This window comes from Gemmatimonadaceae bacterium, from assembly GCA_019752115.1.
In the GTDB taxonomy this organism is placed as follows: Bacteria; Gemmatimonadota; Gemmatimonadetes; order Gemmatimonadales; family Gemmatimonadaceae; genus Gemmatimonas.
On sequence record JAIEMN010000020.1, the window covers coordinates 15,642 to 37,030 of the forward strand.

15 protein-coding genes are annotated in these 21,389 nt (G+C 68.7%); 6 read left to right on the plus strand and 9 right to left on the minus strand.

Features of this window, described 5'->3' with window-relative positions:
• The first annotated feature begins 19 nt into the window (after nt 1–19).
• Nucleotides 20–2,944: a TonB-dependent receptor gene (locus K2R93_09900; GenBank protein ID MBY0490140.1), complete on the plus strand. Its 2,925-nt coding sequence runs from the start codon at nt 20–22 to the stop codon at nt 2,942–2,944.
• Nucleotides 2,944–4,152, plus strand: a complete 1,209-nt coding sequence (locus K2R93_09905) for a RagB/SusD family nutrient uptake outer membrane protein (protein MBY0490141.1) — start codon at nt 2,944–2,946, stop codon at nt 4,150–4,152. Before K2R93_09900 ends, K2R93_09905 begins: the two co-directional genes overlap by 1 nt.
• Before the next feature lie 89 nt (nt 4,153–4,241).
• Here the strand turns inward: K2R93_09905 and queD are convergent, their stop codons facing one another.
• Entirely contained in the window at nt 4,242–4,598 is a 357-nt protein-coding gene (gene queD, locus K2R93_09910; protein MBY0490142.1) for a 6-carboxytetrahydropterin synthase QueD, read from the minus strand.
• Nucleotides 4,599–4,673: 75 nt separating this feature from the next.
• On the opposite strand from queD, the gene K2R93_09915 reads away from it, so the two are divergent.
• The 4 genes from K2R93_09915 (at nt 4,674) to K2R93_09930 (ending at nt 10,292) form a co-directional block, all read left to right on the plus strand.
• The gene (locus K2R93_09915) at nt 4,674–6,458 is read left to right on the plus strand and encodes a hypothetical protein (GenBank protein MBY0490143.1); all 1,785 of its coding nucleotides are present in this window, start codon (nt 4,674–4,676) and stop codon (nt 6,456–6,458) included.
• Between the two features lie 69 nt (nt 6,459–6,527).
• Nucleotides 6,528–7,412 (plus strand): hypothetical protein, encoded by an 885-nt coding sequence (locus K2R93_09920; GenBank protein ID MBY0490144.1) that lies wholly within the window; start codon nt 6,528–6,530, stop codon nt 7,410–7,412.
• A 4-nt stretch (nt 7,413–7,416) separates the two neighbouring features.
• Nucleotides 7,417–9,444 carry an alpha/beta fold hydrolase gene (locus K2R93_09925; GenBank protein ID MBY0490145.1) on the plus strand — a complete coding sequence of 676 codons (2,028 nt, stop codon included), beginning with the start codon at nt 7,417–7,419 and terminating at the stop codon, nt 9,442–9,444.
• Between the two features lie 11 nt (nt 9,445–9,455).
• Nucleotides 9,456–10,292 carry an alpha/beta hydrolase gene (locus tag K2R93_09930; protein MBY0490146.1) on the plus strand — a complete coding sequence of 279 codons (837 nt, stop codon included), beginning with the start codon at nt 9,456–9,458 and terminating at the stop codon, nt 10,290–10,292.
• Here the strand turns inward: K2R93_09930 and K2R93_09935 are convergent.
• From K2R93_09935 to K2R93_09970, 8 genes are all read right to left on the minus strand, one after another.
• On the minus strand, nt 10,289–10,900 hold the full coding sequence (locus K2R93_09935; GenBank protein ID MBY0490147.1) for a hypothetical protein: 612 nt from the start codon (nt 10,898–10,900) through the stop codon (nt 10,289–10,291). The genes K2R93_09930 and K2R93_09935 overlap by 4 nt on opposite strands.
• Before the next feature lie 7 nt (nt 10,901–10,907).
• Entirely contained in the window at nt 10,908–11,747 is an 840-nt protein-coding gene (proC, locus tag K2R93_09940; GenBank protein MBY0490148.1) for a pyrroline-5-carboxylate reductase, read from the minus strand.
• A 93-nt stretch (nt 11,748–11,840) separates the two neighbouring features.
• A complete protein-coding gene (locus K2R93_09945; protein ID MBY0490149.1) occupies nt 11,841–13,925 on the minus strand; it encodes a S9 family peptidase in 2,085 nt (694 codons plus the stop codon).
• 31 nt (nt 13,926–13,956) lie between these two features.
• Complete coding sequence (locus K2R93_09950) at nt 13,957–14,382, minus strand: SET domain-containing protein (protein ID MBY0490150.1); 426 nt, start codon at nt 14,380–14,382, stop codon at nt 13,957–13,959.
• A 9-nt stretch (nt 14,383–14,391) separates the two neighbouring features.
• Entirely contained in the window at nt 14,392–15,285 is an 894-nt protein-coding gene (locus K2R93_09955; protein MBY0490151.1) for a DMT family transporter, read from the minus strand.
• A gap of 82 nt (nt 15,286–15,367) precedes the next feature.
• Nucleotides 15,368–19,048: an Ig-like domain-containing protein gene (locus tag K2R93_09960; protein ID MBY0490152.1), complete on the minus strand. Its 3,681-nt coding sequence runs from the start codon at nt 19,046–19,048 to the stop codon at nt 15,368–15,370.
• The gene (locus K2R93_09965; protein ID MBY0490153.1) at nt 19,048–20,754 is read right to left on the minus strand and encodes a hypothetical protein; all 1,707 of its coding nucleotides are present in this window, start codon (nt 20,752–20,754) and stop codon (nt 19,048–19,050) included. The genes K2R93_09960 and K2R93_09965 overlap by 1 nt, the downstream gene beginning before the upstream one ends.
• Nucleotides 20,751–21,374, minus strand: a complete 624-nt coding sequence (locus tag K2R93_09970; protein MBY0490154.1) for a hypothetical protein — start codon at nt 21,372–21,374, stop codon at nt 20,751–20,753. The genes K2R93_09965 and K2R93_09970 overlap by 4 nt, the downstream gene beginning before the upstream one ends.
• Nucleotides 21,375–21,389: the final 15 nt, after the last annotated feature.

Below are 21,389 nucleotides of genomic sequence, written 5' to 3' on the forward strand. Positions count from 1 at the left end.
CAGCCGTTGGCTGACCTCCGTGGCCGCGCTTCTCGCGTTCCCGCTGGCGACGTTTACGGCCCAGCCGCTCGTCGCCCAGTCCACCGGCACCATCAGCGGCAAGGTCGTGGATGCCGACAATGGCCAGCCGGTGGCGGCCGCTCAGGTTACGATCGCCGGTACCCCGCTCGGCAAGAGCACCGGCGATGACGGGCGGTACTCCCTCGCCAATCTCCCGAGCGGCACGCAGACGATCGTCGTGCGTCGCATCGGCTATCAGCTGCAGCAGCGCACCGTCACCCTGCCGGCGAACGGCTCGCTCACCGTCGACTTCACGCTCGTGAAGAGCAGCGTGTCCCTCGCCGGTGTCGTGGTCACGGCCACGGGTGAAGAGCGCAAGAAGGAAGTCGGCAACGCCGTCACCACGGTGAGCAGCGCGGATTTCGAGCGCGCCGGTGCCGGCAACACGGCGCAGATCCTGGCCGGTCGGTCCACGGGTGTCACGGTGCTGCAGAACGGTGGCACGCCGGGTGCCGGCGCGACGATCCGACTGCGCGGCGTGAACTCGATCACGCAGGGCAACCGTCCGATCATCTACGTCGACGGCATCCGCATCTTCAACGGCAACTCGCCGACCGGTGTGTCGTCGCGTCAGAGCGTGTCGCCGCTGAGCGACATCCCAGCGGCCGACATCGATCGCATCGAAGTGGTGAAGGGCCCCGCCGCAACGACGCTGTACGGAACGGAAGCGTCGGGTGGTGTGATCCAGATCTTCACCAAGCGCGGCCGTGATGGCGCGGCGCAGTGGAATCTCGATGTGAACTCCGGCTTCAACCGCATGGGCGATTTCGGCCCCAAGTCGGATCCGACCGGCATGTTCCTCAAGCAGTGCCGCGGCCCGAACGTGGTGGACGCGAACGGCGTGGCATTCGAAGACCCGACCTGCCCCAAGAGCGGGTCGTGGCTGCAGGACGGCTACATCGGCCGCTACAATCTCGGCGTGCGCGGCTCGAGCGGCGGCGTGACCTACAGCCTCTCCGGCAACCTCGAGAATGAAGAAGGCGTGCTGCGCGTCGGCAGCAACAAGACCGGTGGCCTGCGCGCCAACCTCGGCTTCACGCCGAGCAAGACGCTCACCCTCTCGGCCAACACGAGCTGGCAGCGCCGCAGCACCGCGATGGTGAGCGACGGTAACAGCGCCGACGGCTTCCTCCTCAACGTGTCGCGCGGCCCGGGCTCGAACTTCAAGGGGAGCGGCTGCTCCAACACCACGGTCGTGTGCGTCATCAACGACACGATGTTCTCGAAGGCCAACACCATCCAGGGTGATCACTTCATCTTCGGTGGGACGGCCAGCTGGACGCCGCTGTCGCAGCTGACGAACCGCCTGTCGGTGGGTATCGACTACAACAACAACGATCAGCGCACGATCAATCCGTTCGGCTATCCGCGCACCCCGACGGGCCAGTACTTCCAGACGCTCTGGAACCGCCAGCTCATCACGGTGGACCTGGCGAGCACCTGGAAGCAGGCGATCGGCACGAACTTCAGCTCGAGCACGTCGATCGGCGGTCAGCTCTTCGACAGCCGCCTGAACAGCACCGATCTGCAGGGCGACAACTTCGCGGGCCCAGGGCTCCCGACGCTGCTCTCGGCTTCGCTGCGTCAGATCACCGACGTGAACCAGCAGCGCGTGATCAACGCCGGTTTCTTCGCCCAGCAGATGATGGGCTGGCGCGACCGGCTCTTCGTCACCGCCGGCGCGCGCGTCGACGGCAACAGCGCCTTCGGCAAGAGCTTCGGCCTGCAGACGTACCCGAAGGTGAGCGTGTCGTACGTGCTCTCCGACGAGGCGTTCTGGCCGCTCAAGTTCGTCGAAACGCTCAAGCTGCGTGGTGCCATCGGCGAATCCGGCAAGGCGCCGGGCGCGTTCGACGCCACGCGGACCTGGAACCCGATCGCCGCCGAAGGCGGCCTGTCGGCCTTCACGCCGGGCCAGCTCGGCAACCCGAACCTCGGTCCCGAGCGCACGCGCGAAAGCGAAATCGGCTTCGACGCCGGGCTCTTCAACGGCCGCCTCGGCATCGTGCTCACCGCGTTCACCGCGCGCACGAACGACGCGATCATCAACGTGCAGTATCCGCCGTCGCAGGGGTTCTCGACGAACCAGCCGGAGAACGTGGGCGTGATTGCCAACGCCGGTACGGAAATCCAGCTGACGACGAACTTCCAGCCGGCCAAGTGGGCGCGCGTGGATGCCCGCCTGCAGTACTCGAATCTGTCGGGCAAGGCGGTCGACCTCGGCGGCCGCGTCATCACCATTCAGGCGCTGTCGCGCAGCAACGTGCAGGAAGGACTGCCGCTGCCGGCCTACGTGGGCCGCAAGGTGATGAACCCGGATGCCTTTGAAGCGCCGGTGGTGCAGGAAAACCAGTTCATCGGGTCGACGTTCCCGACGAAGCTGATCAACCCCGCGCTCACCGTCACGCTCTTCGACAACCTCACCGTCGAAGCGGTGGGTGAGTGGCAGCTCGGTGGCCACCTGCTCAATGCCATCGGCTTCACCAACGCCGGTCTCAACATCTGGCAGCCGTGCTACACGGCGCAGAAGGCGCTCCGCGCCGCCGCGGCCGGCGATCAGTCGCTGCTCGCCACGGTCAAGGCGGAAGATCGCGCGAAGTGCGCAATCAACGCCGCCGAGCGTGACCTCGCGCTCTGGGTCGAGAACTCGGACTTCTTCAAGCTCCGCAATCTCTCGGTCAGCTACGACGTGCCGCGCAAGTACGTGCCGCATGGCCGTCCGATGACCGTGCAGGTCGCCGGTCGTAACCTGTTCCGCAGCACGAAGTATCAGGGCTCGGATCCGGAAGTGGCCGACCAGGCCACCAGCACCTTCTCGCGTCGCGATTACTACAACTTCCCGCCCTATCGCACGTTCCTCCTCAGCGTGAGGACGAGCTTCTGATGTCCATGCCTTTGACCACCTCGAAGCGCGCCGCGGCCCTCGTGGGTCTCGCCGCCACCGCGCTCCTCGCCGGGTGTGACTTCACCGTCACCAATCCCGGCCCCCTGCAGGACAATCAGCTCAACTCGGCCGCCGCCGTCCCCGCGCTCGTGAATGGCATGGGTGGCGATCTGTCGAACGCGATCGGCAACTATCTCACGCGTGGCTCGCTCGCGGGCCTCGAACTGGTGCACTCGGGCAACTTCCAGGCCGAACGCCAGTTCTTCATCGGCGTCGTGCGCGCCGAAGACGTGAACGCCGACTGGGCGCGTATGCACACCGCGCGCTGGGTCGCCGAGAACGGCCTGGTCCGCATGAAGACCGTGCTCGGGACGGCGTTCGAAACGAACACCAACACGCCGCGCGCGTACCTCTACGCGGGCTTCGCGAACCGCTTCCTCGGCGAAAACGTCTGCGAAACGACGATCGACGGCGGCCCGAAGCTTCCGAACACGGAGCACTTCGTCCGTGCCGAGAGCCTCTTCACCCGCGCGCTCGCCATCGCCACGGCGCAGAACAACACGGCGCTGGTGAACGCGGCGCTGGCCGGCCGCGCGCAGGTGCTCGCCGACCAGGGCAAGTGGACGCAGGCCGTGGCCGATGCGGCGCTCGTGCCGGCCACGTTCCGGCACAACGCGATCTTCTCCACCAACACCTCGCGCGAAAACCTCGATCTGGCCACCCAGACGATCAATCGTCGCGAAGTGACGGTGTGGAACACCGTGTGGGTCGCCGACCGTGACGCGCGCGTGCCGTACGACACGGTGCGTACCGGCACGGCGCTCACGCGTGGGCAGGACGGCACCACGATCTTCTTCCGGCAGCGCAAGTACAACACGCTCGGCGATCCGGTCGCGCTCGCGCGCGGCACCGAGATGCTGCTGATCCGTGCCGAAGCGGCGCTCCGGGCGAACGATGTCGCGGGGGCGATGACGTTGATCAACCAGGAGCGCGCGGTCTCGTCGCTCCCGGCGCTCACCGCCACGACGGTCGATGCCGCGTATCAGATCCTGATGCGTGAGCGTGGCGCCGTCCTCTGGCTCGAAGGGCGTCGCCTGTTCGACCTCCGCCGCTGGCTGGCGGAAGGGAAGAACAACGCGCTCCAGGGACGCAGCACCTGCATCCCGATCAGCCAGGAAGAGGTCGGTTCGAACCCGAACCTGCGGTAAGCCTTCCCGGTACGCGGAACAGACAACGGGCCCGGTCGCAGCGATGCGGCCGGGCCCGTTGGGCGTTCATGGGGTGACAACACGCGGTCTTACCCGCGGTACTCACACCCCGAGGTGCACGTCTCGCGCACGATCACCGCGCTGAGCCCCGGAAGCAGCGGCTGCAGCCGCTCCCAGATCCACACCGCCAGCCGCTCGCTGGTGGGGTTCTCGAGCCCGGGAATGTCGTTCAGATAGTGGTGGTCGAGCTGATCATAGATCGGCTGGAACACGCGCTTGATGTCGGCGAAATCCACCACCCACCCCAGGGTGGGATCGAGTGGCCCCTTCACGCGGATCTCAATGCCGAACGAGTGCCCGTGCAGCCGCGCGCACTTGTGCCCCTCCGGCACGTTCGGAAGCCGGTGGGCCGCTTCGACGGTGAACTGCTTGTAGATCTCGACCATGGTGGAAAATTAGCGCGTGGCCTACGGGATGGCTCGGATGTGATCAGCTCCCCTCACGCGATACGTTTCAGCGCTATGCGCGCCATTCACCTGCCTCGACTGCTGGCCCCCCTTGCCGCCCTGTGTCTCGCGGCGACGGCGGCCCACGCGCAGGAGTTCACCCGCCAGGAAGTGTTCGTGGCCCAGTTCCGGAGCGACACCGCCGGTGGGCTTCAGGCGCAGGCGCGCGAGCTGGTCGAGCTGACCCGGGATCGCCTCGAGAAGCCCCTCGAAAAAAGTGGGGCCCATGGGCTAGAAGGGTACAAGATCGCGAATTACTTCCAGCGCTCCGATCTCAAGAAGACCACGCTCCTGAACGACGCCGAGCTGCGCATCCTGGCGACCGAGCTGCGGGCCGACGAAACGGTGCACGGGCAGCTGACCCGGAAAGACGGGCAGTTCGTGCTCTTCCCACGCATCGGACGGCTGCGGAGCTGGGGGATGCAGCAGCCGCTCCCCACGCTGCGCAGCCCCGCGCTGCCGACGCTGGCCGATCAGCTCGTGCAGGAGGTCCTCAAGGCGCGCGCGCAGATGACGCCGCTGCGGCGGTGTGAGAACGCCCTGCTGCGCGGCGATCACGCCACGGCGGTGCGCGAGGCGGAGGCCGCCATTCGGGCCTACCCCGCGGCGACCATCTCGCGGGCCTGTCTGCTGTCGGCGCTGCTCAACGGCGGTGGGGCGGCGGGCACCTTGCTGGCGGTCGCCGATACCACGCTCGGGATCGACAGCACGAACACCGTCGCCGCCGTCACGCGGGCACAGGCCCTCGAAGCGCTGAAGCGCACGGCCCCTGCCGTGCAGGCGTGGCAGCGCGTCTACGCACTGCACCCCGACAGCGCCCAGCTGGCCAGCAGCGCGACCGAAGCGTTGCTGCGCCTGCAGGAACCGGCGCTGGCGCTGCGACAGATTCGCGCCATGCAGGCGCGCTTCGGGCCGCGTGCGGAGTTCCGACGCCTCGCGTTCCGGGCCCATACGGCGCTCAATCAGTGGCCGGCTGCGGCCGCCCTGGGCGACACCCTCGAGCGCGACGATCCCACCTTCCGCGCCGACTCCAACTACGTCACCCGTTACATCGAGTCGCTCCGGCAGACGAACGATACGCTCACCGCGATCGAGGTCAGCGCGCGTGCCGTTCGCCGGCATCCGGGCGATGCGCGCATCTATCTGCAGTATCTCGCGGTCATCACCGCCGAGCAGCCGGTGGTGCTCCCGCGGGCGCTCGCACGTTTTCCCAACGTCCCCGACTTCCGCTTGCTCGCCGCCAACACCGCGCGCAAATCCGGCGATCGCAAGACGGCCATCGAGAACACCAAGGCCGCGGTCGTGAGCGACTCGGCCACCTTGCAGCCGTATCTCGCGCTGGCCGAGGACTATCTGCAGGAACAGCTGGCCGACAGCGCCGTGCGGGTCCTGCAGCGCGCCCCGCGCGGCGGCAGCGACCGCGAGCGGCTCCGCAGCTACGCGCTCGCGCGTGGCGTCGGGCTGCTGCGCGGCGGTGGGGGCGACGCGATCACCGCATCGCAGCGCACGGCGCTGGCGATGCTCACGCTCGCCGATTCGCTCCGCTCCGCCGAGGACTCCCGCGGCGTGATCGCGGCGGCGGCCCTGCAGCAGGCGCGTGCCTATCTCATCGCCGCCGGCCGCACCAAGGCGTGCACCGATCTCGATCCGATGAACGCCATGCTGGCCTTGGCTTCCACGGCCGTCACGACCGGCATCGGCGACGGCGCGAGCGCCATCGAGATTCAGGGCGCACTCACCGCAATGCTCGGTGCCGGGGATCAGGCGCGCAAACTCTACTGCAAGCCGCCGCCGCCATAACCCGCGCCGTCGCGCCAGCGTGATGTGGCCGCCCCAAGCGGCGGCCGCTGCCGCGCATTAGCGTTGAGCATGGGATCCCACATCACCACGCCGCGCCTCGCGCTGCTGAGCGGCATCACCGCCGCCACCCTTCTCGCCGCATGCGCCAAGGCGCCGGCCTCCGCGCCGCCGCCACCCGCGCCCGCCCCCGAAGCGCCGGTGGCCCCCGCTACGGCCGCCGACGGCCTCTCGCCCGTCTTCCACGAGGCGTTCGCCAAAGCCGACGCCCGCGCCCGCGCCATCACGTACTGGATGCAGTGTGTCGCGACGGTCGCGCGCCTGCGTGCCGGCGGCACCTTCGGCGCCGCCGCGAGTGCGCCCAAGGCGCTCTATTGCGAGCGCACCAGCGACGGCCTGCCGGTGGGCGGGGTCTACGACATCGACAGCAGCTATCGCACCGTACGTCGGCTCAGCGTGGTGCGCCTCGATGGCGCACGCGCCAAGTACACCGACGCGCTGGATACCGCACGACTCGCGCGCGGGGCCAAACTGGCGCGCGAGGTGTCGAAGCTGGTGACGCCAGTGTGGACCCGGAAGGCGCATCCCTTCTCGGTGGTGCCGATCGTGGTGAACGACACCGTCGAGGCGTGGGTGATGCCCCGCCCGAGCAAGGCGCGCAGCTTCGTCACCGGTGGTGATGTGGGCTATGCCGCCGGCGCCGATGGCGCACCGGTCGTCCTCGAGGATCGCACCGCCACGTGGACGCAGCTCACGCTGCCGGCCACCGGCGCCCTCACGATCTACAGCAGCGTGAAGGATGTCGCCGCCGTAGCCGATCTCGTCACGGCGCGGTATCAGCACGACCTGGCGCGTGAGGTCACCGTCAGCACGCCCGCGGCAACGAGTACGCTCGTCGCGGGGCTCGATTCCACCACCGGCGCCCGGGTGGTGTGGAAGCACACCCCAAGGAAGTGAACGCATGACTCAAGCACGCTTCCCCCGCGCCGCCACCGTGTGCCACACGGGCGCATGCACGTTCGCCCTCGCGCTTTCGCTGGCAGCCTGCACCACGGCCACGTCTTCCGCGCCGTCCACACCAACGCCGGCCCCCAATCCCCGCGATGGCATCCCGGTGCTGATGCCCTCGCCACGCACCGTGGTGTACGGCGGCTACGATCCGCAGGCCGCCCCGGCGCTCCGCGTGCGATCGGGCGACATCGTGGAGATCGGCACCGTCAGCACCTGCGGCACGCGTCTCCTGCAACCGGGACTCGACAGCGGCACGATCGAGCCGGCCATCCGCGCCATTCAGGCGGCGGCGCGCGATTCGGTGATCAAGCGCGGACCGGGCGGCCATGTGCTCACCGGTCCGGTGTACGTCGAGGGCGCCGAGCCGGGAGACGTGCTCGAAGTGCGCATCCAGCGCATCGATCTCGCCATCCCGTATGCCTGCAACTCCTTCGGGCCGCGCAGCGGCTTCATTCCCGAGGAGTTTCCGGGGCAGTCGAAGTCGCGCATCGTGCCGCTCGACACCAAGCGCATGATCGGCCACTTCTCCGATTCGCTCGGCATCGAGATTCCGCTGCGGCCGTTCTTCGGCAGCATCGGCGTGGCGCCACCACCGGCCAAGGGGCGCATCAACAGTGCGCCGCCGGGCACCCATGCCGGTAATCTCGACAACAAGGAAATGGTCGCCGGCACTACGCTCTACATCCCGGTGAATGTGCCGGGCGCGCTGCTGCTTGCGGGTGACGGCCACGCGGCGCAAGGCGACGGCGAAGTGGACATCACCGCACTCGAGACCGCGTTGCGCGGCCGATTTCAGCTCGTGGTGCGCAAGGATCTCAAGCAGACCTGGCCGCGCGGGGAAACGCCCACGCACTGGATCGCGATGGGGGCCGACAGCAATCTCACCATCGCCACCAAGATCGCGGTCAAGGAAGCCATCACGCTGCTGGGTGATGTCTACCATCTCTCGCGCGAAGACGCGTACATGCTCGTGAGCACCGGCTGCGATGTCCGCATCACGCAGCTGGTGGACGGCACGATGGGCGCACATGTGATGATTCCGAAGGCGCTCTTCACGAAGCCCGTCGCGCCCCGTGGCGCGACCGCGCCGAGCCGCGAAGGGTATGTGCGCACCGCCGATGGCGCGCGGCTGTTCTATCGCGTCGAAGGGAGCGGACGCGATACGGTCATCGCCATTCACGGCGGCCCGGGGATGGATCAGGAAAGCTTCCGCGGCGACTTCGGGCCACTGACTGCGAAGCATGTCGTGATCTTCTACGATCAGCGCGGCGGCGGACGCTCCACGTTGCCGACGGATTCCACGCAGCTCACCGCCACGGTGGCGATCGCCGACCTCGACGCCGTGCGCGCCCACTTTGGTCTCGCGAAAGCCACGCTCGTGGCGCATTCGTACGGCCCACTGCTCGCGGCCAGCTACGCGCTCGCCCATCCGGATCGCGTGGCGCGCCTGGTGCTCATGGGGCCGGTGCCGCCTTATCGCGCCGACTTCTGGGATCGGTTTGGCAAGAACGTCGCCGTCCACATGGACGCGGCCATGCAAGCGCAGACGAGCGCCGCGAATCGGCGCCTCATGACCGCCACCAATGGCGACAGCATCCGCGCCGCCTGCCGCGATCTCTGGAAGGTGAATCTCGTCCCGCGGGTAGCCGAGCCCTCGTACGTGAGCACGCGCATCAAGGCCGATATCTGCAGCTCCGATCCGCAGGGCATTCAGTTCGGCCTCCGCACCGCCAACCGCGTCATCATGAACTCCTACGGCAACTGGGACCTGCGCCCCGCCCTGCGGTCGCTGACGGTGCCGGTGCTCATCCTGCACGGCCAGGCCGAAGCGATCCCGATGGACATGGTGGAAGCGTGGGCCACATCGCTCCCCAATGCGCGACTCGTGAAGGTGGCCGGCGCGGCGCACATGCTCTACGCCGAGCAACCCGATCGCGTGTGGCCGGAAGTGGAGCGCTTTCTGGCGGCGGGGCGCTAGAAGACTCCGCCATGCCACACAACCTGCGCCACGCCACGGTAACCCATCGCGGCTGTCCGCTGCACTACGTGGTGCGTGGCGACACGCACACGAACACCGTGCTGCTGCTGCAGTGTGTGGGCGCCCAGGGCGAGGCGTGGCGACCGCAGGCCGAGTTTCTCGCGCAGACGTATCGCACGATCACCGTGGATAATCGCGGCATGGCGCAGAGCGTCCCGGCATCAGCGCCGATCACGGTGGCGCAGATGGCCGAAGACGCGCGCGTGATCCTCGACGCCGAGGGGATCACGCGCGCTCATGTCGTGGGGCACTCGCTCGGCGGACCGGTCGCCATGCAGCTCGCGCTCGACGCGCCCGACCGCGTGGCGAGCCTGGCGCTGCTCTGCACCTTTGCGAATGGGCGCGCAGCGGCGCCGCTCACGTGGCGCATGCTGTCGCTAGGCGCTCGCACCCGCATCGGCTCGCGCGCGAGTCGCCGTCGCGCCTTCCTCGGGCTCATCGCGCCCCCGGGTCGGATCGACGAGTTCGCGGCGCGCGCCGACCGGCTCGCCGAGCTGTTCGGTCATGATCTCGCGGATCAGCCGGCCATCGCCAATGCGCAGCTGGCCGCGATGCGGGCCTGTGATCTCACCGTCCGCCTGCGCGAGTTGAGCGGTCGGCCGGTACTCGTCGCCAGTGCCGCGTGGGATCCCATCGCGCCACCGGCACTGGGGCGCGCGCTCGCGGCGGCGATCCCCGGCGCGACCTATCGCGAGGTGGTTGACGCGTCGCACGGCTGGCCGCTCACGCACGTCGACGAGGTGAACGCCCTGCTGAGCGCCCACGTCGAACGCGGCGCGCGCGGTTAATCCCGCTGCTGGTACGGAATCTCGGGAAAGGGCGGCAGTCCCGCGGCGGCGATCACCGCCAGCAACCCTTCGCGCGTATGGAACTCCATGCCGTCGCGATCCACGAGCACCGCGCCCGGATAGTGACGCGCCAACCGCCGGAACTCGGCGTCGATGAGACGGAAACGCTCTACCATCCGCTCCACTTCCTCGAAGGGGCGGCGCCGCCAGCGGATGTGCTTTTCGATCGTCTGCGTGCTCGACGTCAGCACGATCGTGCAATCCGGGCTCCACGCCTCCCCCAGGCGCACCACGTCGCGCAGCGCCTCGTGGACCTCGGCCGGATACTCGGCGATATGGGCCTCGAGCGTGATCTGCGCCCCCTCGATCAGTACCACGGCCTCGGGGCTGTCGTGTGACGCCGCATGCCGGTAGTTCGCGTCGTACAACCGCGCGAAGTACTCGGTGACGCCCACGGGATTCCGCCCGGCTTCGATGTCGGCGAGCACCTGCGGATCCCACACACCCTGCTCCCCTTCGCCGTACGAGCCGTTGCGATACAGATCGCCCAGCTGACGCACGAGCGTACTCTTGCCGATCCCGGGACCGCCCACGATGGCCACTCGCATGGGCGGCCTACTTCCCCAGTCCGGCGGCGACCTTCGTGGTCGTTTCGATCGTCCGGGCGAGCACCGAGCGCGCGCGACCGTCTTCGAGCACCATCAGGCCGGCAATCGTGCAGCCGCCGGGCGTGGTGACGTCGTCCTTGAGTGCCGCCGGATGCTTGCCGGTGGTGAGCACCATCTCGGCGGCCCCGAGCGTCATGCGCGTCACGAGCTCCAGCGCCGCGGCGCGAGGCAGCCCGACACTCACGGCGCCATCGGTGAGCGCTTCGAGCACCACGTAGAGAAAAGCCGGACCGCTCGCCGAGACCGCGGTCACGGCGTCGAGATGCCGCTCCTCGAGCGTGAGGCAGGTGCCCACGCTGGCAAAGATGGCGCGGGCGGTCGTGAGATCGGCGTCGCTGGCGTGCGTGCCGCGCGACAGCACGGTGCACCCTTTGCGGATCTGTGACGCGGTGTTCGGCATCGCGCGAATGACCGGGGTGCCGGCCGGCAGGCGCGCTTCCATGCTGCCGATCGTCACACCGGCCGCAATGGAGAGCACCAGCGGCCACGGCGCTGCCGCCCGCACCCGCGCGAGCGTGTCGAGCACCTCCGGCACATCCTTGGGCTTCACGCAGATCAGCACCACATCGGCCTGCGCCAGCGCGGCGGCCGCGTCCGTAGCCGTCGCGCCGGGAATGCGGGCGGCCAGGCGCTCCGCCGCTTCCCAATGCACATCCACGATGGACAGCGTGGCCTGCGGAAACACGCCGGCGTCGGCAAGGCCCCCGGCGATGGCGGACCCCATCGTCCCCGCCCCGATCAGGGCCAGACGACGACCGGCAAGCACGCTGGTGTGACCCTCGGACATGGCAGCGGGAGTTCGAAGAAGGTGGTGCGACACACGCGTCGGCAGACGCCTTTCGGGATGTTAAGCGATTGCCACGGCGAATGCAGGCGCCGCTCAGGGCGTGACACGATAGCGGGCAAACCATCCCAGCGTCGTCGTTACCTTGGCCGCTTCGTGACTCGGGCGGCGCCGGATGCCATGCGGTTCCTCGGGCACCCGCACGAGCGCCGATTCGACGCCGAGCATCTTGAGCGCCTTGTAGTACTGGATCGATTCGCTCATCGGCGTCCGATCGTCTTCTTCGCCGGTCATGATGAGCGTCGGCGTTTTCACCTGCTTCACGACCGAGAGGAGTGATCGCTGATCGTAGTTCGCCATGTGATCCCACGGCAATCCCGGGAACCAGGTGCGCGAGGTGTTCGGCGCGATATCACTCGTCAGGTTGAACGATTCCCAGTTGATCACCGGATAGAGCGCGGCGGCGGCGCGGTAGCGCGTGCTATGCCCGATGAGCCAGGCCGTCAGCACGCCGCCGCCGCTCCCGCCGGTCACGAACAGATTGGTCGTATCCACGATGCCACGCGCGATCACCGCGTTCACACCCGACTCGAGATCGAAGCGATCATCGCCGGGATAGGTGTGGTGGATCTTCATCGCAAACGCTTCACCGTAGCTCGTGCTGCCGCGCGGGTTCACATACAGCACGAGGTAGCCCTGGGCCGCCATCATCTGCTTCTCTTCGTCGAAGCGGCTGCCGTAGTTGAGGAACGGCCCGCCGTGAATTTCGAGGATGAGCGGATACTTCCGGGCGGGATCAAAGTTGGGTGGCTTCACGAGCCACCCTTGAATGCGCAGCTGGTCCTTCGACGACGGATACCAGAACTCTTCCACGGCACCGAGCGTGCGCGTGGCGAGCAGATCGGCATTGAGCGCGGTCACCGTGCGCGGCGCCTGTCCCGGCGCCGCCACGCCCACGTCACTCGGGCGGGTGGGCGTGCTCAGTGTGTACGCCACCACCCCGGTCTTGGAGACGCTGAAGCTGCTGTTCGCCCCGTACGCCGAATGCCCTTCGCCCAGATCGCGGGCGACCTCCTTCACCGTGCCGTTCAGCGCAATCTGCAGCACGCGCGTGTTCCCTTCGACGTCGCAGCGCACGTAGAGCGACTGCCCATCCGCCGCCCACACCGGCGAATCCACGTTGCGATCGATCGTGGCCGTGAGCGACCGGCGCCCGCTGCCGTCGCGCCGCATCACGTACAGCTGCGTATTGGTGAAGCTCGCCCCGGTGTCGTCGAAGCCGGTCCACGCGATCATCGCACCATCGGGCGACACCACCGGCGACGCATCCGGGCCATAGCGCCGGGTGAGACGCCGCATCGCGCCGGTGGCGACCGTCACCGCGTACAGCTCGGTCTCGCGCGAGTGCAGCTCGGGGTTCGTGTCGCGCCGCGCCGGCAGAATGAGCTCACGCCCATCCGGTGTCCACGCGAGCGACCCGGGCGCGTAGTTGGTGCCGCCGTGGTCATAGTCGCCCTGCGTCACCTGGCGCGGCGCACCGCCCTGCACCGACACCACGAAGGCATGCATGAACGCGCGCGGCAGTTCACCCACGCCGTCGTACCGGAAGGTGAGGCGATCCGTCACCTTGGGGGGTGCGGCCCACGTCGCGCCGGGTGGCGGCGTGAGCGGCGTGCCGATCACCAGCGGCGCCGACGGCACCAGCGCGAGATACGCGATCTGGGCGCCATCAGCGCTCCACGACGCACCACTCGGCGGCGTCGCGCCATCGGTGAGGCGCACCTCGGTCCCCGTGGCGATGGTGATCGCATGCAGCTGCGGGCGCCCCGACCGATTGGAGACGTACAGGAGACGCGTGCCATCCGGTGACCAGCGTGGCGCCGTTTCCACGTACGCGCCCGTCGTCAACGCCCGCGACGACGACCCGTCGGTCTTCACGAGCCAGATGTTGCTCTTGCGGCTGTCGGTCTGCACGTCGCTCCAGCGCCGCACGAACGCGATCCACTGCCCATCCGGACTGATCTGCGGATCACCGGCGTACACCATCGCGAACACATCCATCGGCGCGAGCGGCGTGCGCTGCGCCGAGAGCGTGGCCACGGCGCCCAGCGCGGCGACCAGCGCCGCAACCGGAAGAACGAGGGCGCGGCGCACTGCGCGCGCGGAACGGAGAGCGGGCATGAGCGGCTCGGGCAGGAGCGGAGAGAGGGAACTACGGCGTGTCCGTGTCGTCGACCAGCTCGCCGTAGTCCACGAGAAGTTCCTCGCCCATCGCGATATCGCGCAAGGCTTCGAAGTAGGCGCCGTCATCGACCGACACCACATTCGGTGTGTCGCTGTGGTTCAGGAACAGGGAGCAGTCGAGCCGCCGGAAACCGTCGCGCGGCACCCAGTAGGTCGTCTCGTCGTACAGGCAGTAGTTCTCGACCAGCGCGCGCACATGCGGTGGTTCGGCGTCGATCAGCGCGCGCGGGACCGCCACGAACTCGTCGTCGGCACCTGGCGGGGAGAACATGTCGCGACACCCTTTGGGAATATCCCGAATGGCGAACACGCCGACGCCGGCGATGGGGGACGGGCGGAGCATCACGTAACTCTGTCCGCGCAGCGCACGAAGAAAGTCCGCCGGATTGGTCATGCGAGGAATCTACCGTCGCGTAGCCAGCTGAATGCCCGTGATCACCAACACCAGCGCACCCGCGAGCGTGAGGGTGACCGGCTCGCCGAGCAGCACCACCCCCAGCGCAATCGCCGTGATGGGATTGAGGGCCAGAAACACCGCCACCCGACTGGGCGTCGAGCGCCGCAGCGCGAGTCCCCACAGACCAAAACCCACCGCGCCACCGAGGGTGCCGAGAAACAGCACCGCGGCCCAGCCACTTGGTGTGATCGTGCGCGTGTGCGCCCCAAGTCCCTGCCAGAGCGCGAGCGGCGCCAGCGCGATCGTGCCAGCGAGCATCGACTGCCCGGTGATCACCGCCGAGGAGTATTTGAGGAGCAGCGGGCGCGACCACACGTTGTAGATCGCGCCGCAGAGGACCGTGGTGCCCACTTCGGCGTAGCCAATCCAGCGCGGTCCATCACCAGCCACCGCTGCCGTCGTGTGCCACGGCAGCGCGAGCGCGATGCCACCCAGCGCCAGCAGCTGGCCAATGACAATGCGTGCCGTCAGTCGCTCGGTGCCACGCGCGGCGCTGAGCGCGAGCGTCACGAGCGGATTGGTCGCCACGATGAGCGCCACCGTGGCCGCGGGGAGATGCGTCAGCGACGCGCTGAAGCTCCACGGAAAGACTCCGAAGAAGAGCGCGCCCAGCAGGGCGAGCTGGGCGCGATCGGCCCCGGGCATCGCGGGAAAGGCGCGACGCCCCAGCATGCCCAGCACGCACGTCGTCGCGATGACGTACCGCAGGAACGCGAGAATGACCGGCGTGGTCTGCGGGACAACGAAGCGCGTCACGACCACCGACGCACCGAAGCAAATGCAGGCGACGGTGGCGGCGAGGGTGGCGGAGCGCGAGGCGCTGCGGTCGGAATCGGTCATGCCCGGAGGAAGCTACCCGCGGAACGGCCTGGGGCGATGTCGTTGGCCATGATTCGCCACACCACGCGGGAGCCGCCATCCCTCAGGGCGGCTCCTTCACATACGTCGGCGTCAGGGCGTTGTTCTCCAATCCGTTGCCGATTTCCCCCGTCAGTCCGTACCCCCAGCACATGACACGACTGGTCGCGGCCACCAGACCGCAGGTGGTGTGCACTTGCGTCCAGATTTGCGAGAAGCCGGGATCGAAGGCCAGGCGCACCGGTGTGGTCCGATCGTTCGTCGTCCCATCGCCCAGCTGCCCGTAGCTGTTCGAACCCCAGCAGTACGTGTCGCCTCCCACGATGGCGCAGGCGTGATTCTCGCCCATCGCCACCCAGCTGATGGAACCACTCGTGGGGAACGTCACGCGCGTGGGGCGTGACACCGTGCCCGAGATCCCCGTACCCGTTGCCCCGTAACCATTCGGCCCCCAGCAGTAGAGCGCCGAGTTGGCGGCGTTGCGCAGGCACGACGCATCGAACCCGGTCACGAGGCCCGTCGTGGGTACCGCGTCGGGGAAGGCGATCGCGGTCGGGGTGCGCACCGCGGCCGTGGAGGTCCCACCATTGCCCACCGACCAGGCGATGCCCCAGCAGTAGAGCCCGGACGCCAACGCGCACGTGTGGTTGTAGCCCGGCGCGACATCCGTCACGCCGCTCAGACTCACCGCCACGGGCGAGTTGACCCAAGGGGTCACCGTTGACGTGGCCTGTCCGTAGCTGTTCAACCCCCAACAGTACAGCGTGTTGTCGGCAATCGCGCACGCGGCCCCGTTGCCGGCCGCAATCTTCTGATAGCTGCCAGCATTCAACAGCACACGCGTCGGGACCAGCGCGTCGTTAAAGGTGCCGTCGCCGACCTGACCAAATCCGTTGGAACCCCAGCACCAGAACCCGGTCTGCGTCCCCGAGGCAATCGCGCAGTGCGTCGCCTGCCCGGGACCCATCGTGAACGTTGTGCCCGCGGGGACCTGAACCGGAGAACGGTAGGCCGCACGGGTGCGCGTCCCATTGCCAAGCTGCCCGCTGGAGTTCGCCCCCCAGCAGACGAGCGTATTGCCGGAGAGGCGTTTGGCACACAGCGTGTACAGCGCCGACACCTGCATCGCGTCCACCGCCGACGGCCCCGACGACGTCACGGTGACGTTCACCGTGAGGCGCACCGCCCCCGGCGGGCCCTTTGCCGTGGGGGCATCGATGTCGATGAGATACGTGTACGTTCCCGCGGCCGCGTCCGGCGTGGCGAGCACGGCCACGGAGTCATTGCCGCACTTGGCCACCGACAGCGCCGGTGCGCCGGCCGGCACGCTGACGATCGTGCAGCGGGCGGCATTGAGTTCACTGCGCGGGTACGTCGTGGGACTGCCGATCGGCACCTGCGCCCCCAGCGCCACCGCGCCGCGTACCGCGGCTCCACCGAAGGTGGCCGACAGGTTGAGCGTCGAGGGCTCGAGCAGCAGATCCGCCGGAAATGCCGTCTGCTGGACCCGCAGACGCACGGAGTCCGCCGCATTCGCGGCGATCACCCAGACCGATGCCCGATCGGTCCCGTTGAAGTTCGCCGGACTCACATTCACTACCAGCGAGTCAGCGCACCGCTCCACGGTGACCCACGGCGTATTGGATTCGCCGAGACGCACCCGACACGTCAAGGCGCCCAGCGCGGCATCGCTCAATCCGTTCACGTCACGGATGTCGATGGCGCGGCGAACCGAAGGGCCGTCGCTCCAATTGCGTACTGAAATCGAATCCTGCGACAGCCCGAGTACCGCGATTGGCGTGCCGCCGCCACCACCCTGCGTGACCGTCTGCTGGACACTCAGGCGTACGGAATCCCTGGCGTTCGCCGCGAGCACCCACACGGACGCGGTGGTGGTACCGGCGTAATTGGTGCCGGGATCCACGCGCACCACCAGCGAGTCGGCGCACCGGACCACTGTCAGCCACCCGCTCTCATCGGTGTAGCGTGGCGCCCGACAGGTGATGGCCCCGAGTGCCGCATCACCGAGCCCATTCACCTCCAGAATGTCCACCGCGCGCTGGACCGCTGCGCCGTTGGTGGTCGTGCGCACGTCGAGTGTATCCGGCGACAACCCGATAGTGGGGAACGGTCCCGCGTCGAGCAGAATGGGCACGTCGGCCGGCAGCACCCCCGCCTGCGTGGACGTCACGCGCAGGGTGGCCGAGTACATCCCGGTCGGCAGGGCGCCACGGTTGACGCGGTAGGCGAGCGCGTACCCCGTCTCCGTGCGCGTCAGCACGACCGTGGAGATCCAACCGGTGGGCTGGCCCGGGGCGTATGTCACCGCAACCGACAGCCCCGACAGCGTGCCGCCCCCGCCGTTGCTGATACTCAGGGTATCGGCGTACAGCCCCGAGTCGCGCACGCTCGGCACGTGATTCCACCGGCGAGTGCCGGCCGGCAGCACACGAATGACCGGGATGTCTGCAACCGTCGCGTTCAGGCGCAGGATCAGGCGTTTCGGCGAATTGCTGGCCAGGGAGCCGGAGACGTCCACGTAGGAACGTTGCGTGTACGCGCGCCCCTGCCCGGTAAGGTCCGGGGCGGTAGCCGTGATGCGCACCACGCCACCACAGCTCTCGAGCGTGGCCCACCCGGCCGTCCCGCCGATATCGGTGATCGCGCTGCACGAGATGGTCCCCAGCGTCGACGGCGCCGCGCCGCCCGCATCCACGACCTCGGTCTGCGCGCTCACCTTCGCGCCCAGCACGGGCATCGTCACCACGATTGATTCCGGCTGGAACGCGAGACGCGGCTGTGCCACCGGCAACGACACCGTGACCTGTGCACCACCGGAGATCGTACCGGTGGAGGCGGCAATGGTCGCGGTGCCGTCGCCCACCGCCGTCACGAGGCCGGTGGGCGACACGATCGCGACCGAGGGATTGGAGCTGGTCCACGCAAATGCCGCGACGTTCACCACGCCGCCCAACAGGTCACGCGCCACCGCCGTCAGCGGCGCGCTCTGACCGATGGCGGTGAACGCCAGCGTGGCGGGCGTGACGGTGACCGTCGCGACGGGCCGCACGAGGGCCGTGGCCGTGAAGGTCACGCTGCCGAAGTTGGGCGCGCTCGCCAGCAAGGTCTGCGCACCGGCGCTGTTGCCCAGCGTCCAGCTGGTGGTCGCTTCCCCGTTCACGTCGGTGGGGGCGCTCGCCGGTGTGGCACTGCCCGAAGGGGTCGTGAACGTGATGGTGACATTGGCCAGTGGTGCACCATCCGCGCGCACCGCGCGCACGCGCAGGAGCGTGGACAGCGTGGCCCCGAACAGGCCGGTCTGCGCATCACCGGCAACGCGCTCGAGCCGTTGGGTGCCCGCCGGCGTCACCGTTACCGGCACGCCGACCTGCAGCGCGCCGACCGCCGCGCGCAGCACCCCCTGGCCAGGCGTCACACCGGTCACCTCACCCGTGCTGCTCACGGTGAACACCGCCGGCGCACTCGATTGATAGCTCAGTGTGAGATCCGACGGCACGGCGATTGACTGCCCCGCGCCGTCTAGCAGCTGCGCGGTTACGCGTCGCGTCGTGCCGGCGGTCAGCGACACACTCGGCGCATCGAGACGCAGCGCCTTCGGTGTCCCCGAGCCCGTACGGGCGCCCCCGTCAATGAGCAGATCCTTGCAGGACGCCGTCAGCATCAGCGCCGCGGCGCTGCACACGAGACGGCGCCACGCGGTGGCGGAGCGAAGGAGACGGCGCATCAGAAGCTTCGACTCACGGACGTGGTAAGGAACGACTCACGGAACGCGCGGCGCACGCCCAGCGCACCGTATCGTTGCAGGCGCGCATTGAGGTTGAGGCGCGTGGCCCAGAAGATCGGCAGCATCACCTGCGCGGTGGCGCCACTCACCTCGCGCGCCGCGACGAAGGTGCGATTGTAGCCGGCGGAGAAGGTTCCCTTCCCCTTGCCAAGACGGGCACTCGCGCGGAAACCACCAGTTACGTTGTTCTGCGCGGCGGTGCCTCCGCCATCGCTCGACACGCCATTCACGCTCGGCGACAGCGAGAACATCCCGACCGGCACGACCACACCGGCGGACCACGTGCGCACGGTGATGGCCGGAATCGCCCGCACGGGATTGGCGTCTTCGTTCTGCTGCCAACTCCCGCCGCTGGTGAACACGAGCTCCTTGCCCGCCACGGTGATTGGCACGCTTGCCTGTGCGGTCAGCACGCTCGCCGCATTGTTCACGAGCAGCGTGTCGTTGGCGGCATCGTTCTGCGCGAGATTGTGCACGCCCGTCAAAGCGAGACTCGCCCGGCGCGCGCGCACCATGACCCCCGCCGTGTAGACGTCGCGCATCGTGGTGAACCGCTTCTGCCCCAGCAGGTTGTCCGCCTGCTGCTGCACGCGCCCCTGCAGTTGCAGATGGTCGCCGAGCAGGCGCACATCGCCGCCGGCAAACCACGCGCGGCGATCATTGATGAGATAGGCCACCCCCAGACTGCCATAGCCGGCGCCAACCTGCTCCATACCGGCGCGCACGCCAAACTGAGGCGCGCGATACTGCGCCTCGGCGTTCCAGGCGAGATCCGCATTGGACGACAGCCGCACCTCGGCGATGGAGCTGCCAAGCAGGCCGCCGCCAGAGACACTATCGCGCTGGATGAGCGGACTGGTGCGATCACGCGTGAGCAGCGCACCGGCCACTTCACCCTTGAGCTGCAGCGCCTGACCCAGCAGGGCCAGCGTGCCACCAAGCGAGGCCACGAGGTTGGACTGCGGGCGCGTGAACGCCTGCGGGCGCAGATCCGCCGGGAGCGTATCCAGACCGAGGGTGTCGATCCCGGGGCGATCATCGGGGCGCAGGGCGTCGAGGGCTCGCACAACCGTGAGATCGAGTGAGCGCTGCCCCACACTGCCCAGCCCGATCGTGCCCGCCACCACGGAGCGCTGATAAACCGGGCCCCCCACGGCGGTCTGGATGGCATTCTGACTCACGCCGCCCTGTACGGAGGCGCGCAGCACGCCGCGCGTGAGGTCAATGCCGGCGCCGCGCAGCCGCAACCCCTGCAGCGTGTACGCGCCGTAGTCCTTGGAGAAGTCGCCCAGATGCACGGTCCCCCACGCGAAGTGCGGCTCGAGTCCGAGTTGAGGCAGGCGCTGCCGGAACTCCGCCCCTTCGTTGGAGACCAGCAGGTCCACGCCGACGCTCGTGGCCCCAAAGAGCCGCAGACTCGGCGCCGCCTGCATGCGCCACGTGCTCCCCGGGCGGCGTGGCGTGATGCCGCTGGCGCCATACAGCTCGTTCGACATGAGCAGACTGCCGCTCAGACGACCCGGCGCCCCGGCAGCGGGCGACGGTGCCGGTTTCGCCGTGCCCTGCGCGTGCAGTGCGCCCGACCATGCGGGCGTCGTCAGCACGCTGCGAAGAGCCATACGCAGCACGCGCTGGCGTGTGCTCATGCGCCACCTCCGGTGAAGCGCCGAACGACGGCCACCGCCGAATCGGCCAGCCCCATCTGCTGCAGCACTCGCACCTCACGCCCCAGCAGCACCGTGTCCGCGGGATGCAGGAGCCGGAGCCGCATGACGGTCTTGTGCAACTCGCCCATGGTGCTGGCCCGCTGATGCCGGTGCCACAGAGCCTCGAAGGCTTCGACGTCGGTCGGGTAGCCATCCAGCAGGCGCTGCCAGGCGTCGGTAGCGTCGGGCTCGCGACGCAAGGCGTCGAGCGCCCGGGCACGCCCGCGCAAGAGCGGCACGTTGCGGCGCTGCGCACGCAGCAGCCCATCAAAGAGTCCAAGCGCGCGCAGCGGCTCGCCATCGGCGAGCAGCCGCTGCGCTTCGTACTCGCGGAGCAGGGCGGCACCGGGATACTCCCGCTGCAATGCGCCGAGCGTCGTCCGTCCGTCGCGTGCCTGCAGAATGGCCGTGTCGAGCAGCGCACGCGCCACGTCGAGCAACCGGCGCTGTGCGCTGCGTCCTTCCTTGTCGAGGCTGTCGCGCCGGGCGATGATGCCGCCCTCCACGCGCTCGAGGTCACGCAGTGCCGCGCGCGCACGGCCGGCGACAGTGGCGTCCACCGACTGCGCGCCGAG

Excerpts from the sequence above, each read along its gene's own strand:
- K2R93_09950 (MBY0490150.1), bottom strand. The coding sequence starts at position 14,382 with ATGACCAATCCGGCGGACTTTCTTCGTGCGCTGCGCGGACAGAGTTAC.
- K2R93_09960 (MBY0490152.1), bottom strand. The coding sequence starts at position 19,048 with ATGCGCCGTCTCCTTCGCTCCGCCACCGCGTGGCGCCGTCTCGTGTGC.
- proC (MBY0490148.1), bottom strand. The coding sequence starts at position 11,747 with ATGTCCGAGGGTCACACCAGCGTGCTTGCCGGTCGTCGTCTGGCCCTG.
- K2R93_09955 (MBY0490151.1), bottom strand. The coding sequence starts at position 15,285 with ATGACCGATTCCGACCGCAGCGCCTCGCGCTCCGCCACCCTCGCCGCC.
- K2R93_09935 (MBY0490147.1), bottom strand. The coding sequence starts at position 10,900 with ATGCGAGTGGCCATCGTGGGCGGTCCCGGGATCGGCAAGAGTACGCTC.
- K2R93_09945 (MBY0490149.1), bottom strand. The coding sequence starts at position 13,925 with ATGCCCGCTCTCCGTTCCGCGCGCGCAGTGCGCCGCGCCCTCGTTCTT.
- queD (MBY0490142.1), bottom strand. The coding sequence starts at position 4,598 with ATGGTCGAGATCTACAAGCAGTTCACCGTCGAAGCGGCCCACCGGCTT.
- K2R93_09965 (MBY0490153.1), bottom strand. The coding sequence starts at position 20,754 with ATGAGCACACGCCAGCGCGTGCTGCGTATGGCTCTTCGCAGCGTGCTG.
- K2R93_09925 (MBY0490145.1), top strand. The coding sequence starts at position 7,417 with ATGACTCAAGCACGCTTCCCCCGCGCCGCCACCGTGTGCCACACGGGC.
- K2R93_09905 (MBY0490141.1), top strand. The coding sequence starts at position 2,944 with ATGTCCATGCCTTTGACCACCTCGAAGCGCGCCGCGGCCCTCGTGGGT.
- K2R93_09915 (MBY0490143.1), top strand. The coding sequence starts at position 4,674 with ATGCGCGCCATTCACCTGCCTCGACTGCTGGCCCCCCTTGCCGCCCTG.
- K2R93_09930 (MBY0490146.1), top strand. The coding sequence starts at position 9,456 with ATGCCACACAACCTGCGCCACGCCACGGTAACCCATCGCGGCTGTCCG.
- K2R93_09920 (MBY0490144.1), top strand. The coding sequence starts at position 6,528 with ATGGGATCCCACATCACCACGCCGCGCCTCGCGCTGCTGAGCGGCATC.